The organism is Flavobacterium sp. (assembly GCF_003525665.1).
In the GTDB taxonomy this organism is placed as follows: Bacteria; Bacteroidota; Bacteroidia; order Flavobacteriales; family Flavobacteriaceae; genus Flavobacterium.
The window spans coordinates 18,055-31,969 of sequence record NZ_DQDX01000018.1 but is presented as its reverse complement, the minus strand read 5'-3'; the positions used below and the strand labels follow the sequence as shown (position 1 = coordinate 31,969).

13 protein-coding genes are annotated in these 13,915 nt (G+C 31.6%); 6 read left to right on the top strand and 7 right to left on the bottom strand.

All coding sequences use genetic code 11. The features are described from left to right. Positions 1–71 precede the first annotated feature (71 nt). Positions 72–1,190, bottom strand: a complete 1,119-nt coding sequence (locus DIU01_RS01380) for a GTP cyclohydrolase (protein ID WP_290831468.1) — start codon at positions 1,188–1,190, stop codon at positions 72–74. Continuing rightward, positions 1,190–2,161, bottom strand: a complete 972-nt coding sequence (locus tag DIU01_RS01375) for a transporter (protein WP_290831467.1) — start codon at positions 2,159–2,161, stop codon at positions 1,190–1,192. Before DIU01_RS01375 ends, DIU01_RS01380 begins: the two co-directional genes overlap by 1 nt. Positions 2,162–2,285: 124 nt before the next feature. Between DIU01_RS01375 and DIU01_RS01370 the strand changes: the two genes are divergently transcribed. The 6 genes from DIU01_RS01370 to DIU01_RS01345 all read left to right on the top strand — a co-directional run bounded on the left by DIU01_RS01370 (position 2,286) and on the right by DIU01_RS01345 (position 8,579). Next, the gene (locus DIU01_RS01370) at positions 2,286–2,567 is read left to right on the top strand and encodes a DUF4834 family protein (RefSeq protein ID WP_290831466.1); all 282 of its coding nucleotides are present in this window, start codon (positions 2,286–2,288) and stop codon (positions 2,565–2,567) included. Between the two features lie 66 nt (positions 2,568–2,633). After that, positions 2,634–5,123, top strand: a complete 2,490-nt coding sequence (locus tag DIU01_RS01365; protein WP_290831465.1) for a YfhO family protein — start codon at positions 2,634–2,636, stop codon at positions 5,121–5,123. Between the two features lie 45 nt (positions 5,124–5,168). Next, positions 5,169–5,327 (top strand): hypothetical protein, encoded by a 159-nt coding sequence (locus DIU01_RS01360; protein WP_290831464.1) that lies wholly within the window; start codon positions 5,169–5,171, stop codon positions 5,325–5,327. A gap of 6 nt (positions 5,328–5,333) precedes the next feature. After that, complete coding sequence (locus DIU01_RS01355) at positions 5,334–5,804, top strand: hypothetical protein (protein WP_290831463.1); 471 nt, start codon at positions 5,334–5,336, stop codon at positions 5,802–5,804. 11 nt (positions 5,805–5,815) lie between these two features. Further along, the gene (locus tag DIU01_RS01350; RefSeq protein WP_290831462.1) at positions 5,816–7,114 is read left to right on the top strand and encodes a glycosyltransferase family 4 protein; all 1,299 of its coding nucleotides are present in this window, start codon (positions 5,816–5,818) and stop codon (positions 7,112–7,114) included. Between the two features lies 1 nt (position 7,115). Then, positions 7,116–8,579: a lipopolysaccharide biosynthesis protein gene (locus DIU01_RS01345; protein ID WP_290831461.1), complete on the top strand. Its 1,464-nt coding sequence runs from the start codon at positions 7,116–7,118 to the stop codon at positions 8,577–8,579. A gap of 115 nt (positions 8,580–8,694) precedes the next feature. Here the strand turns inward: DIU01_RS01345 and DIU01_RS01340 are convergent, their stop codons facing one another. The 5 genes from DIU01_RS01340 to DIU01_RS01320 all read right to left on the bottom strand — a co-directional run. Further along, positions 8,695–10,728 carry an FG-GAP-like repeat-containing protein gene (locus DIU01_RS01340; RefSeq protein ID WP_290831460.1) on the bottom strand — a complete coding sequence of 678 codons (2,034 nt, stop codon included), beginning with the start codon at positions 10,726–10,728 and terminating at the stop codon, positions 8,695–8,697. Positions 10,729–10,755: 27 nt separating this feature from the next. Further along, positions 10,756–11,889, bottom strand: a complete 1,134-nt coding sequence (locus tag DIU01_RS01335; RefSeq protein WP_290831459.1) for a hypothetical protein — start codon at positions 11,887–11,889, stop codon at positions 10,756–10,758. A 107-nt stretch (positions 11,890–11,996) separates the two neighbouring features. Then, positions 11,997–12,545 carry an acyl-CoA thioesterase gene (locus tag DIU01_RS01330; protein ID WP_290831458.1) on the bottom strand — a complete coding sequence of 183 codons (549 nt, stop codon included), beginning with the start codon at positions 12,543–12,545 and terminating at the stop codon, positions 11,997–11,999. Next, positions 12,546–12,914, bottom strand: coding sequence for a 6-phosphogluconate dehydrogenase (locus DIU01_RS01325; protein ID WP_290831457.1), 369 nt, complete (start codon positions 12,912–12,914; stop codon positions 12,546–12,548). Between the two features lie 12 nt (positions 12,915–12,926). Continuing rightward, positions 12,927–13,915 (bottom strand): DNA recombination protein RmuC (locus DIU01_RS01320; protein ID WP_290831456.1); only part of this gene is annotated, 989 nt, incomplete at its 5' end.

The following is a 13,915-nucleotide window of genomic DNA, read 5'->3' as shown; positions in this document are numbered from 1 at the left end:
TCGCTATTTCAGGACAAGACATGTAAATAAAAAGAAAAATCCATTCATTAATTTTGAATGGATTTTCTTTTTTATAACTCTTTTTTGAAGGTTTTTCGTCTTCTAAAAATTACTGGATCAAAATGTTTCCATAATTGTTGAATCGCAATGTTATCGGCTAGTTCTGGCGTTCGTATGCAATTTTCAATTCCTAATTCGGTGAAACTTTCGTAGTATTCATTAAAAATGATTGCAGTAACTCCTTTATTTTGATATTCTGGTAACACTCCAATTAAGTAAAACAATACTTCTTTACTTTGTTTTTTTGCTTTTAATAAATGATAAAATCCAAACGGAAAAAGTTTTCCATTTGCTTTTTGTAATGCTTTCGAAAAACTTGGCATAACGATGCTAAAAGCTACCATTTTATTGTCTTTATCCATTACAAATTTGATGTATTCTGGATTGATAAAACCAATATATTTCTTTTTAAAATACTCTTTTTGAATATCGGTAATGGCAACAAACGATGATAAACTGGCATACGATTTATTAAACAAATCAAACATTTCATCAACATAAGGAAGAATGTCTTTGGTTTTTGTAAAATTTAGTGGTTTTAATTCGTAGCGTTTTTTGATTAATTCTTGTGCCTTAAAGAAAAATATAGGTTTTACATTTTCAAAAGGAAATTTGCTCTCAATATATTCTTTTTCAGTTACATAGCCTAGTTCTTCAAGGTGTTCTTTATAATAAGGATAATTGTACCATGTAATCATAGAACCCAATTCGTCAAAACCTTCGGTAAGCACACCAACTTTATCAAGATTTGAAAATCCCATCGGACCTTCTACATATTCTAAGTTGTTTTTTCGGCCCAATTCATAGACTTTTTCTAGCAACGCTTCGGTTACTTTTACATCATCAATTGCATCCCACCAACCAAATCGAACTTTCTTTTTTTGTTGATTATTTACTTCATCCCAATTGATGATTGCAGCAATTCGTCCAACAATGTTACTGTCTTTGTAAGCCAAATAAAAATAAGCTTCTGCATTTGTAAACGCAGGATTTTTTGTTTTATCAAAAGTTTCCAACTCATCTTGAATCAATGGCGGAACCCAATACGGATGATTTTTATATAATGCAAAAGGAAATTTTATATAGTCTTTAAGTAACGCTTTGTTAGTAACTTCTTTAATTGTAATCATTATGGTTTTGTTAATTCTACTTCGTCTAAACGTTTTTTAGTTTTTTCTTTTTCCTTGTCTTTTTTGCTCTTCTTTTTAGAACTTTTATCTTTTGGAGCTTTAAGAACGACATCTTCATATCTTTCGGTATTACGCCATGAAATACCTATTCCACAATAAAATATAGAAGGTGTATCTTTCAAATTTTTACTTATTGATGCATCAAGTTGTAAATTATCTGAAAGTAAATAAGCAGCTCCAGTTCTAAAAATCAAATCGGCATAATAATCACTTTGAATTCCTTTATTTTCAATAAATCCCGACCATTGTTCGTTGAATCCTTTGGTTAAAGTAATCACGTATTCCATTGTTTGATAGTTAGTTGATATTCTATCTGCAAAAATATTGGTAACAAATACATATCCGCCGGCAAATTGATTTTGTGTTACCAACATTACTTTTGGGCTAATTACATCTAATTTATCGGTACTTGGTAAAAAAGGATTATCACTAAAATTTAAATTGGCTCCAGCATAAACCGCAACTGCAGGAATTAATGAATTCCATTTAAATCTATGATTGGCTTTCCAACTGTAAATGTCTACCTTGTCTTTTCTGTTTTTATAAGGATCATAAACCAAATATTTTGCACCAAGCGTCGCCGATTTTACGCCAGTTCTTCCTATAGAACCTAAATCGGTTTTGTAAGTATCATTTTGATAATTTATTTCTAATAAAGCTTCTAACTCTTCTTTGAAAAAACCATATCTAGTAACAAAATCTACTCCAAAACCATTTGCTGTATAATCTAAAATAGAATGTTTGTCGTTCAAATAATTAATTCCAGATTCTACTTGAAGTACTTTTTTTCCTACTGCAAAAGCCGAAAATGATTCTCCAGGTCGATTGGAATTTATTACATCGGTATGTTGTGCATAGTTGTTTTTAATACAAAACAAAGCGATTAGGATTGTAACAAATTTTAATTTCATCTTTAATTTGGTTTTAAGATTTCAAAAATAAGAAATTTAAAGGTACAATATTTATTATTTATTTAAGAGCAACTCCTAATTTTGAACGGACTAATTTAGTATTTTTGACAAAAATTTTAATACAATGCAAGAAGCAAGCTTTCAAGGTCTAGTAAAAATGTTATTGTGGGGATTCGTAATTTATTACGTAATCAAGTTTTTAGCTCGATTATTTTTACCTGTTTTAGCAAAAAAAATGGTTGATAAAGCACAACAGCAATTTCAACAACAGTATCAAAATCAGCAAAATAATCAGCAGAATAATCAGCAACAAACCTATACCAATCCTAATCCAAATTTAAAATCAGATAAACCTCGCGAGAAGAACAAAGTAGGCGAATACATCGATTATGAAGAGATTGATTAAAAGTTTAGAATTAGTCAACAATACAAGTTACATTTATACAATATACAACAATACAATCATCAAATAATGAAGCAAATTCAAAAGTTATATCCTCATTTTTTAGCCCTAATTGGTTTTGTAGTAATTTCACTAATCTATTTTTATCCAGTACTTTCAGGAAAAAAAATATACCAATCAGATATCGTCCAATACACCGGAATGGCGAAAGAACAAAATGACTTTAGAGCTGTTGAAAATGCCGAACCTTTCTGGACGAATTCAGCTTTTGGAGGAATGCCAACCTATCAATTAGGTGCTAATTATCCGCATGATTACATTGGTGATTTAGACGATGCTTTGCGTTTTTTACCTCGTCCAGCAGATTATTTATTTCTATATTTCTTAGGATTTTATGCACTTTTATTAGTCTTAAAAATTGATCCATTAAAAGCCTTTTTTGGAGCTTTAGCCTTTGGTTTATCAACTTATTTGATTGTAATTCTTGGCGTTGGACATAATGCAAAAGCACATGCCATTGCTTACATGCCATTGGTTATTGCTGGAGTTATCTTGGTTTTCAAAAAGCGATATATTGTTGGCGGATTACTAACCATGATTGCCACAGCTTTAGAAATCAATGCGAATCACTTTCAAATGACGTATTATCTGTTATTTTTATTGTTGATAATCGGAATTTACTATTGTTACAAATTATTTAAAGACAAAGAATTAAAAGAATTGCCAAAAATTATTGGCGTTTTTGCTGTTGCAGTAATTCTGGCTGTTGGAGTAAATGCTACCAATTTATTAGCCACAAAAGAATACGCTGATTTTAGTATTAGAGGAAAAACCGAGCTTACTTTCAATCCAGATGGAACTAAAAATAATGCTACGGCATCCATGTCTAGAGAATACATTACCGAATACAGTTATGGTATTGCAGAAAGTTTTAATCTTATCGCTCCAAGACTTTTTGGTGGGGGAAATAGTGAAAAATTAAACGAAGATTCTAGCGTTTACAATTTCATGTTGCAATATGGTGCATCGCCAGAAGAAGCAAAACAATTTACGGAAAGTTACGGAATGACGTATTGGGGTGACCAACCAATCGTTGCAGCGCCAGCGTATATCGGTGCGATAGTTTTCTTTTTGTGTGTTTTAGGATTATATCATGACAAACGAAAAATAAAATATGCTTTCCTTGCTGGAGCCATTTTTTCATTGATTTTATCTTGGGGAAAAAACTTCGCGTTGGTAACCGATTTCTTTATTGATTACGTTCCAATGTATGATAAATTTAGAGCGGTTTCGTCTATTCAAGTAGTATTAGAGTTGTGTATTCCTGTGATTGCGATTTTAGGATTTCATTCGTTTTTTACGACAGATAAAGAGAAACAATGGTCAAGTTTATGGAAAGCAGGAGCAACAACTTTAGGATTACTAATTGTATTGTTTTTCTTTAGAGGTTCTTTCGATTTTGCTGGTTCAATGGACGGACAATTGCTGCAAATGTTCAGTCAAGGTGAAGATAAATCGTTCGGAGTGAATTTCTTGGATGCTTTAAAAGAAGATAGAAAAGCATTGTATGCCGCTGATTTATTGCGTTCTGGTTTCTTTATAGCAATTGCATTTTTGGTTTTATGGTTGTATACGAAAAACAAGTTAGCACAGTATACAGCTGTAGTTTTGGTAGGAATTTTAATGGTTTCCGATTTGTTTTTTGTGGATAAAAATTACGTTAGTAAAAAAGATTTCGTAAGCGCAAGAGAAGTAAACGAACCATTTCAGCCAACTCCAGCCGATTTAAAAATTCTTAATGATAAATCAAATTATAGAGTTTACGAATTGCAAGGAAGATTACAAGGAAGAAATTCCTATTTTCATAAGTCAGTTGGTGGATATAGCGCTGTTAGACCAAGAAGATTCGAGCAAATATTTGAATATCAAATTGATAAAAAACTTACCGATTTAGGTAAAATGATTGATCCACAAACGATGGCGCTAACAAAAAGTGTTTCATTATTGGATGCCTTGAATGTGAAATATTTAATTGTTCCAACAGAAAACGGTGATATTTCAATTACCAATCCGTTTATTAATGGAAATGCTTGGTTTGTTTCAGATTTAAAAGTAGTAAATTCTGCCGATGAGGAAATGAAAGCACTGGATAATTTGGATACCAAAAAACAAGCAGTCGCACAATTTGAAGCAGATTCTAAAGTTGGGATGCCAAGAAAATTTGTAACCGATTCAACTGCTACCATTAAGCTAACAGAATATTTGCCAAATCATTTGACTTATGTTTCTAATAATAAAAATGAAGGCTTAGCCGTTTTTTCTGAAATGTATTATAAAAACGGATGGAATGCCTACATCGACGGAAAAGCAACAAGTCATTTTAGAGCAGATTATGTTTTGAGAGCGATGACAATTCCAGCAGGAAATCACAAAATTGAATTCAAGTTTGAGCCGCAAGTGGTAAAAACAGGAAGTACCATTGCCTTAATTAGTACTATTGGAATGTTATTGTTATTGGTTGCCGGAATTTATTTTGAGAGAAAGAAACAGTTGAAGTAGTTACAGTTTATTTTTGTAAATTTGACATACTATATTATAAAAGTTATGGAGGCAACAAAACTAAATCACGCGCATCCATCTGTTATGGAGAAGCGCCACATAAAAGAGATTAGAGAACTAACGCCACAGCAACGTTTTGATAAAATGATGGCTATAATTGAACTTTCGTATCTTTTAAAGACTGCAAAGACAATATCAAAGTAACTTAAAATGGAAAGTCAAATAATTGAAGTTTGGAAATATTTTTCTTTGAATAACGTCAAATATTTGACGATTGGAGGTTTTGCTGTAAGTATTTATGGATATGGTCGAAATACTGGTGATATAGATATTTATATAGAAGATTCAATTGAGAACAGAGAAAATTTAAGAATAGCATTGAAACAATTAGGAATTGGAGATTTTGAAAATATTAAAACAATGCAATTTATACCTGGTTGGACAGATATTACCTTAAATTTTAATTTGCGATTGGATATTATGACTTCGGTTAAAGGTTTAGAAGATACTTCGTTTGAGCAACTTTTAGAAAGAGCATACATCAAAGAAATTAGTGGTGTTCCAATTTATTTTTTAGATTATGAAAATTTAATAAAGGCCAAAAAAGCTGCAAATCGTGAAAAAGATCTTTTAGACATTGCAGAACTAGAGAAAATAAACAAAATTTCAGACGAAGATTAACGCTACAAAATTTGAATCCAAAAAAACTATTAATCATCACTTACTATTGGCCTCCAGCTGGCGGACCAGGAGTGCAACGTTGGTTAAAGTTTGTAAAATATTTACCCGATTTTGATGTTCAGCCGATTGTTTATGTGCCAGAAAATCCTACTTATCCAATTATTGACAATCAGTTGGTTGAGGAAGTTTCGGATAAAGCAATTATCTTAAAAAATAAAATTTTCGAACCCTATCAATTAGCCGGATTTTTTTCGAAAAATAAGACTAAAAAAATCAGTTCTGGAATTATTCCTAACAAGAAAAAGCAATCCATTTTAGAGCGATTTTTACTTTGGATTCGCGGTAATGTTTTCATTCCTGATGCTCGTTTTTTGTGGATAAAACCATCGGTTAAGTATTTGAAAAAATACATTCAAGAGAATGATATTGATACCATTGTAACTTCTGGTCCGCCACACAGTTTGCATTTAATTGGACTAAAATTAAAAGAAGATTTAAACGTAAAATGGTTTGCCGATTTTCGTGATCCATGGACTACGATTGGCTATCATAAAGAGTTAAAATTATCATCATACGCAAGTAAAATTCACAAAGAATTAGAAAGTAAAGTATTGAATGCTGCCGATACAATTATTGTTACCAGTAAAACTACCAAAACCGAATTTAAAGCATTGACATCCAAACCAATTGAAGTAATTACCAATGGTTATGATGTTGAAAAGGTTGAAAAAAAACCTTTAGATTCTAAATTTAGTTTGGCGCATATTGGTTCGTTTTTATCAGAAAGAAATCCTGAAATTTTATGGCAAAGTTTATCAGAACTAGTAACTGAAATTCCGAGTTTTAAAAATGATTTGGAACTGAAATTAATTGGAGCAGTAAGTCAAGAAGTATTGAAAACAATTTCGAAGTATGATTTGGATTCGTATCTAAATAATTTAGGATATGTTTCTCATAAAGAAGCGGTTTCACATCAAAGAACTTCACAGATTTTATTATTAATCGAAATCAATTCTGAAAACACCAAAAGCATTTTACCAGGAAAATTATTCGAATACATGGTTTCGGAGCGGCCAATTATTGCTATCGGACCAAAAGATTCTGATTTTGCCGAAATTATAAAGTCAACAAATACTGGAGTTTTCTTTACTTACGATGAAAAAGAAGCTTTAAAAACGCTAATTGCGTCACATTATCAGTTGTTTCTACAACAGAATTTAAAAGTGTTTCCTGTTGGATTGCAACACTATTCTAGAAAAAATTTGACAAAACAATTGTCCGAGCTCGTAACTCGAAACTCGAAACTTTAATATGGGAATAGTAATCAATCAATCGATTAAAAATCTTGTCATTACCTATGTGGGTTTTGCGATTGGTGCGGCAAATACTTTATTTATGTATCCGCATTTTTTGGGTGAAAAGTACTATGGATTAACGAATTACATTTTATCATCGGCTAACGTAATTTTCCCTTTGTTGGCATTTGGAGTTCACAATACACTGATTAAGTTTTTCTCGGAATACAAAAGCGATAAAGAAAAAAGTGAGTTTTTAAGTTTTGTTTTATTTCTTCCACTTTTGGCGATTATTCCAATTTCTATTATTATCGTAATAGGTTATAATCCAATAGCTTCTTTTTTATCAAAGGAAAACTCGATAGTTTATGATTATGTATGGCAAATTCCTATTATCGGACTTTGCATGGGCTACTTTGAGATTTTTTACGCTTGGGTAAAAGTGCACTTGAAATCAGTTTTTGGTAATTTTATTAAAGAAATCGGGTTGCGAGTTCTTATCTCAATTTTTCTTTTTTTGGTATATTTCAAATTCATAACTGTTTCACAATTTATCACTGCAACAATGTATGTTTATTTGTTAAGTACTTTAATTATTTTATTCTATGCCAATAAAGTGCAGAGAATTTCTTTCAATTTTAAACTGCCAAAAAACTACAAGCAAGTTCTAATTTATTCTAGTTTTATCATTTTATCGGGAAGTGTTGCCAACATGCTTTTAGATCTTGATAAAACAATGCTTAATCAATATTTGAAAATTGAAAATATCGCTTATTATTCGGTTGCTATTTACATTGCTATGGTAATTTCCGTGCCAAGTAGAGCAATGCATCAAATTACTTATCCCATTACGGCGAAACTAATGATTGAAGGAAAACACGACGAATTAAACGAGTTATACAAAAAGACTTCAATTACTTTGCAGATAATCGGCGGATTGGTTCTAGTTGGAATTTTAGTCAATATCAATCAATTGTACTTATTGTTGCCAATAAAATATAGCGGTGGAATTTTTGTTGTTTTTATTATCGGTTTATCCAAATATTTTGATTTGATTTTGGGCAATAATAATGCTATCATTTTTAATTCGAAATATTATAAAGCGGTGCTTTTTCTTGGGTTATTACTCGCTTTTTTTGCCATAACTTTAAATATGATTTTTATTCCAATTTATGGTATCGATGGTGCGGCAATTGCGACATTGGTTTCCATAACTTTATATAGTATTGCTAAATTACTTTTTGTAGTTATAAAGATGAAATTGTTTCCTTTTACAAGTAAAACTTTAATTTCATTTGCAGTATTGATTTCTCTTTTTTGTACATTTTATTTTTGGGAGTTTTCGTTTCACCCAGTAATCAATATCATTCTTAAATCTATTTTAGTTACAATCATCTATGTTTTTGTAAATTATAAATTAAAACTTTCTTCCGACTTTAATAACGTTGTGAATACTATTCTTAAAAAGGTAAGATTGTAAGAGAGGTTTATAAGTTTAAGAGTTTATAAGTTTAAAAGTCTAAAGATTCATTAAAAAAAAACAGCACCAATAACATAATGTTTTTGATGCTGAATATCTTAAATAAATAATTTATTTATTCCTTAATAAATTTTTGACTGTATACTTTTCCGTTATCGTCTTTCATTAGCAATATATAATTTCCTGTCATTAATGAAGAAACGTTAATTGCCTCGTTAGTGAAATTAGATTCTAAAACCATTCTACCAGTTAAATCATATATTTGAGCAGATTTCATAGAAATACCATCATTAACAGTAATGTTCAAAATATTTTTTGCTGGATTTGGATATACAGTAAATCCATTGGAAGCAAATTCACCTACAGCTAATGAAGAACCTTCAACAACATTTACAACTGAATTAATTGTTGGATTATTGATAGTATCCACAATTCCTGATGGCCATTTGATAATAATTTGAGTAATCGCTGTTGCAGTTCCAATTCCGAAATGCGCATTCAATGAACTCATGTATTTAAAACCTTCACCGCTGCGAATATCTCTAATTTGTTTTCCCCAAACACCATAAATTTCAATTCTTGCTCCAATTCCGTTTTTATTACTTTGTATTCCGTTTAAAGTTACCTTAACCCAGTTATTCGCGTTTGGAACGGCATATCTAATTGTTGTTCCATTTTGAATATCAAGAAATCCATCATTATTTAAATCACCAACAGCACCAACAGCAATCCCAGGATAACTTACTGGTGCAAATACATTATTCCCTTGATTAAACATTATTTTTCCTCCAGCACCAAGTACATCTACACGACCATCATTGTCAAAATCATAGGCAATATTGTCAATATTTGTTGAGGTATTGGTATCCCAACCAGAACCTGCAGTTATGTTAGTATAAGCTTCTTCAACGCTGTTTGAGGTATTCAATTCGTTTCTAAAAAATCTATGCGTTCCCGCACTAGCAGTAATAATGATATCCATATCACCATCATTGTCGAAATCAGCAATTGCAGACGACCAAGTTTGAATAGGTGTTACATTTATTTGCGCTATTGCAGAAATATTTGTGTAAACGCCATTTCCATCATTTCTAATTAATTCACATGGCGGACCAGAACATTTAGAAATAAAAACATCAGAATCGCCATCATTATCAAAATCGGTAAATAGAGTGGCATAATTTCCTCCAGATGCGCCTAAATTCATCGCTCCAGGTGTTACGCCAGTTTGATAATAAGTTAAGTTTGCAGCGTTATCATTCAAGTAATAAACGTTTGGTGCAATATCATGGCATGAGAAAATATCTAAATTTCCATCATCATTTAAGTCGGCAAAATTGGTTCTTTGGCAAAAGATATATTGTCCCGGAGTTATTCCGCTATAAGCAGTTCCAGTGTTGTTAGATCTTAAAATCGATAATCCGTTTCCGCTTCCTAAAACAATATCATTAAATCCATCTTTATTGTAATCTCCAGCTGCCAAACTCCAAGTTGGTAAATATGTTACTCCTGTCAATGGCATATTAGCAATTGTAAATGCTCCTGGCGTAGCAGTTTGATAATGTATTTTTAGGTTGTTATTACTCACACCAACAATGTCATCTTTATTGTCTCCGTTCATATCAACAACACAAATATTATAGGTGCTATTTATTGTAGAAACAGTTGAAGTTGTATAGTTTATTGGAGTTGATGGAGTTGGTGTTTGAGAATTTTCTATTATTTGAAAAGTAAAACCATTAGCAGTCCATCTGTTATCCCATCCAATATAATACGTTGTTCCCGCTGTAACCGTAAATGTTGCTATAGATGAATAATTTGTTCCAGAATCATCATCACCTGCATAGCAAGTCAAGGCACCACAAGTTCCTGTGTAAACATGAAATCTTGTGTCAACTCTTGGTGTATTTGCTGCAATATCTGATGTAATTGTTACTGTAGTAGATAGTGTTGGAGTATAAGTATACCATCTTCCAAAAGTAGCGCCACCACCATTTTCTGTAGAACAAAGTGGTGCGGGAATTTGTGTTCCGTTTATAGAACTTACAACTGTGTTTCCTGCTAAAACTGAAACTGCAGTTGCGCAAGTACTCTGTGACCAAGAAATAAAACCGATCATGCAAAGTAGTAAAAGTAGTAGTTTTTTCATTGGTTATAGTTTTGTTGTTTTTTTATTTTATGGACACGGTTGCAAAGTATTTATCCATTGTCCTATTAATTGTAAACCTTCAGTATGAATTATTGTTCTTCCATGAAGAGGCATTCTTATAGCTTCATTTTCTGTATTTAATCTATGGTACATCATGGATCTATTAATATTTGCAGGACTAACAATTTTACTTAATGAAGGACTAAAATCTTGCATGTCTTGGGTGCTTACACATACGCCCATGTTTGTTAAATTATTGGCAGTTTCACTAAAAGCATAGCGCATTGGTCTGTAATCGCAATGTCTTTCGTTCTGATGACAATGGGCACAGTTTATGTCAACATATGATCGTGCACGTAATTCAACAGACTTTGACGTGTCATTATAATCTACGGTAGTGTTTTCTACCGTTGGCAAACTAAAATTATCATTTAAATAACCTTGTTCAATCCATTTAGTCAATTGATTTTTGGTTACACCATTGTAATTGTAATATAAATTTAAATTTTGAGGTTTAATACCAATCGGAATGTGCTTTATAACTTCAGTACCATTTACCATTTCTTCACTTTTGTGGCAAATAATACATTGTACTTCATTTGGAATTCTATAATTTGTAGATTTTGGAACACCATTTTCTAACCAAGATATTTCTGTAAAACTGCCATTTAAGTCAAGATAAGCCTCAGTTTGTTCAGCATTCCAAACATATTCTGCAAATATCCATCCCGATGCTTTTTTTATCATTAATCGGGTTTCAATGATTCTTGTTCCTCCAACTGGAGTTATATTTTGAACATTTTCATAATAAAATGTTTTGATTAAAACCGAACCAATAGGTAAGTCTAAAACGTTTCCATCGCCATTATAATTTGCTTTCACACCAATTGGCATCCACACAAATCGCTTTTTATGAGCATAATCTGTAAATAATGACGATGCTGGTTCATAGGGAATTACATTTAATGCAGGCTTTTGATTTTTCATATCGCCTTCAAAAAACTTATAATCGGACAATTTTGGGTAAGGTACCTGAGTTAAATCTACAACTACAGGAGAAACAGGAATGTATTGTTCTTCATCATCGAGATCTGTACAAGATAAAATTAATAATGAAAACGATAAAACGAGTGAGAATAGGAGAATGTGATTTTTTTTCATAATTTTTTTGTTCGTCTCAAAAATAAGAAAAAAAATGTAATATCCTAATAATAATTAGATTGTGTTAATATATTCTGAGTAATTGTAAATTTTTATTGATAAAAATCCTAATTTACTTCGACTTTAACATTGTGTTCTTTTAATGCTAGTAACGCTTCAGCCGACATGTAATCGAAAGCTTCTTCATAGTTGTCAATGTCTTTTTTAGTTGCAATTTGTTTTAAACAATTATAAAATCGTCTAACGTCGTCCTGAGTTTTAATTATTAATCCAGGAACTTTCGTGTTTTTTCCACTTTCATCTTTTGCAACCATTGTAAAATAAGATGAATTACAATGCTTTATTTTTCCGGTTTGAATGTTCTCAGCTTCAACTCTAATGCCAACAATCATTGAACTATTTCCTACATAATTCACACTTGCTTTTAATGTAACCAACTCGCCAACTTCAATTGGAGCTAAAAAATTTACAGTATCAACTGAAGCAGTTACACAATAATTTCCAGAATATTTGCTGGCACAAGCAAACGCAATTTGATCTAATAACGAAAGTAAATATCCACCATGAATTTTTCCGCTAAAATTAGTGTATGACGGAAGCATCAATTGGGAAATTGTTACACGAGAGGAATTTACCGTTTTAAATTTACCTTCCATTTATTTTACCTTAAATGGTGAATCTTCTTTTACAACATCGGTAATGTAATAATTCGTTTCGCCCCACCAAGGAAAAGTTCTGTAACGTTCAACATAAGTTACTTTTACGTATTCGCCTTGCAAATCTTTCATTTGCTGAATTACTTCTGCTTCGTTATCCATCACTGAAAATTTAAATATTTGAGCACCAGAAATTCCTTGACTCAATTCGCCTTCCCAAGTTTTAAAAACATATCCTTTTTTACTAAATTTTATCAACTCACCTGAGCGATTTCCTTCGCTGTAAGTTGCAAAATATACAAAGGAGAAATAAGCAGTAAATACCAAAACTAAGGCAAGTACAAAGTACATAATAACTTTTCGTAACATAATTTTTGTTTTTTAATTTGAATTATTTTCAGATTCGGTCAATGAATTATCGAATGCATTGGCACGATTTACAATATTTTCGGGTAACGACTTTTTAGCTTTCGCACCCATTTTTTTCAATTTTTCAACACTTATAATAAGATTTCCTTTTCCGTCAACTAACTTGTTCATTGCGCCTTGATATTCTACTTTGGCTTCGTCCATTTTCTTTCCAATTTTTATTAAATCAGATACAAAACCTTCAAATTTATCATACAAAGCTCCAGCTTGACGAGCAATTTCTAATGCGTTTTCTTGTTGCTTTTGATTCGTCCACATGCTATCAATAGTTCGCAAAGTTGCCAATAGAGTAGAAGGTGTAACGATTACAATATTTTTTTCAAAGGCTTTGTTATACAAACTCGTGTCTTCGTTTAATGCTAAAGCAAATGCCGATTCGATTGGAATAAAAAGCAACACAAAATCAGGACTTTCCATTTGATATAAATCGTGGTAATTTTTGCTTCCTAATTGTTCGACGTGACGATTTATAGAAACGACGTGTTCTTTTAAAAATTGTGCTTTTAAATTATCATCTTCTTCGTTAATGTAGCGTTCATAAGCGGTTAAAGTCACTTTAGAATCTACAATCATTTTCTTTCCGTCGGGTAAATTAATGATTACGTCTGGGAAAACACGATTTCCGTCTTCGGTTACAAAACTTTGTTGCACAAAATATTCTCTATCTTTCTCTAATCCTGATTTTTCTAAAACACGTTCTAAAATTAATTCACCCCAATTTCCTTGCATTTTACTGTCGCCTTTTAATGCTTTGGTCAAATTTAAGGTCTCTTTACTCATCTGTTCGTTCATTTCGCGCAAGCCCAATATTTGCTGACGTAAAGCCGCATGGTAATCGATACTTTCTTTGTGTGTATCTTCTACTTTCTTTTCAAATAACTGAATTTTATCTTGCAAAGGCGAAAGAATATTTTTTAAATTTTCCTTATTTTGCTCGGTGT

Coding starts and splice junctions, on each gene's coding strand:
- DIU01_RS01380 (WP_290831468.1), bottom strand. CDS start 1,190: ATGATTACAATTAAAGAAGTTACTAACAAAGCGTTACTTAAAGACTAT.
- DIU01_RS01375 (WP_290831467.1), bottom strand. CDS start 2,161: ATGAAATTAAAATTTGTTACAATCCTAATCGCTTTGTTTTGTATTAAA.
- DIU01_RS01370 (WP_290831466.1), top strand. CDS start 2,286: ATGCAAGAAGCAAGCTTTCAAGGTCTAGTAAAAATGTTATTGTGGGGA.
- DIU01_RS01365 (WP_290831465.1), top strand. CDS start 2,634: ATGAAGCAAATTCAAAAGTTATATCCTCATTTTTTAGCCCTAATTGGT.
- DIU01_RS01360 (WP_290831464.1), top strand. CDS start 5,169: ATGGAGGCAACAAAACTAAATCACGCGCATCCATCTGTTATGGAGAAG.
- DIU01_RS01355 (WP_290831463.1), top strand. CDS start 5,334: ATGGAAAGTCAAATAATTGAAGTTTGGAAATATTTTTCTTTGAATAAC.
- DIU01_RS01345 (WP_290831461.1), top strand. CDS start 7,116: ATGGGAATAGTAATCAATCAATCGATTAAAAATCTTGTCATTACCTAT.
- DIU01_RS01340 (WP_290831460.1), bottom strand. CDS start 10,728: ATGAAAAAACTACTACTTTTACTACTTTGCATGATCGGTTTTATTTCT.
- DIU01_RS01335 (WP_290831459.1), bottom strand. CDS start 11,889: ATGAAAAAAAATCACATTCTCCTATTCTCACTCGTTTTATCGTTTTCA.
- DIU01_RS01330 (WP_290831458.1), bottom strand. CDS start 12,545: ATGGAAGGTAAATTTAAAACGGTAAATTCCTCTCGTGTAACAATTTCC.
- DIU01_RS01325 (WP_290831457.1), bottom strand. CDS start 12,914: ATGTTACGAAAAGTTATTATGTACTTTGTACTTGCCTTAGTTTTGGTA.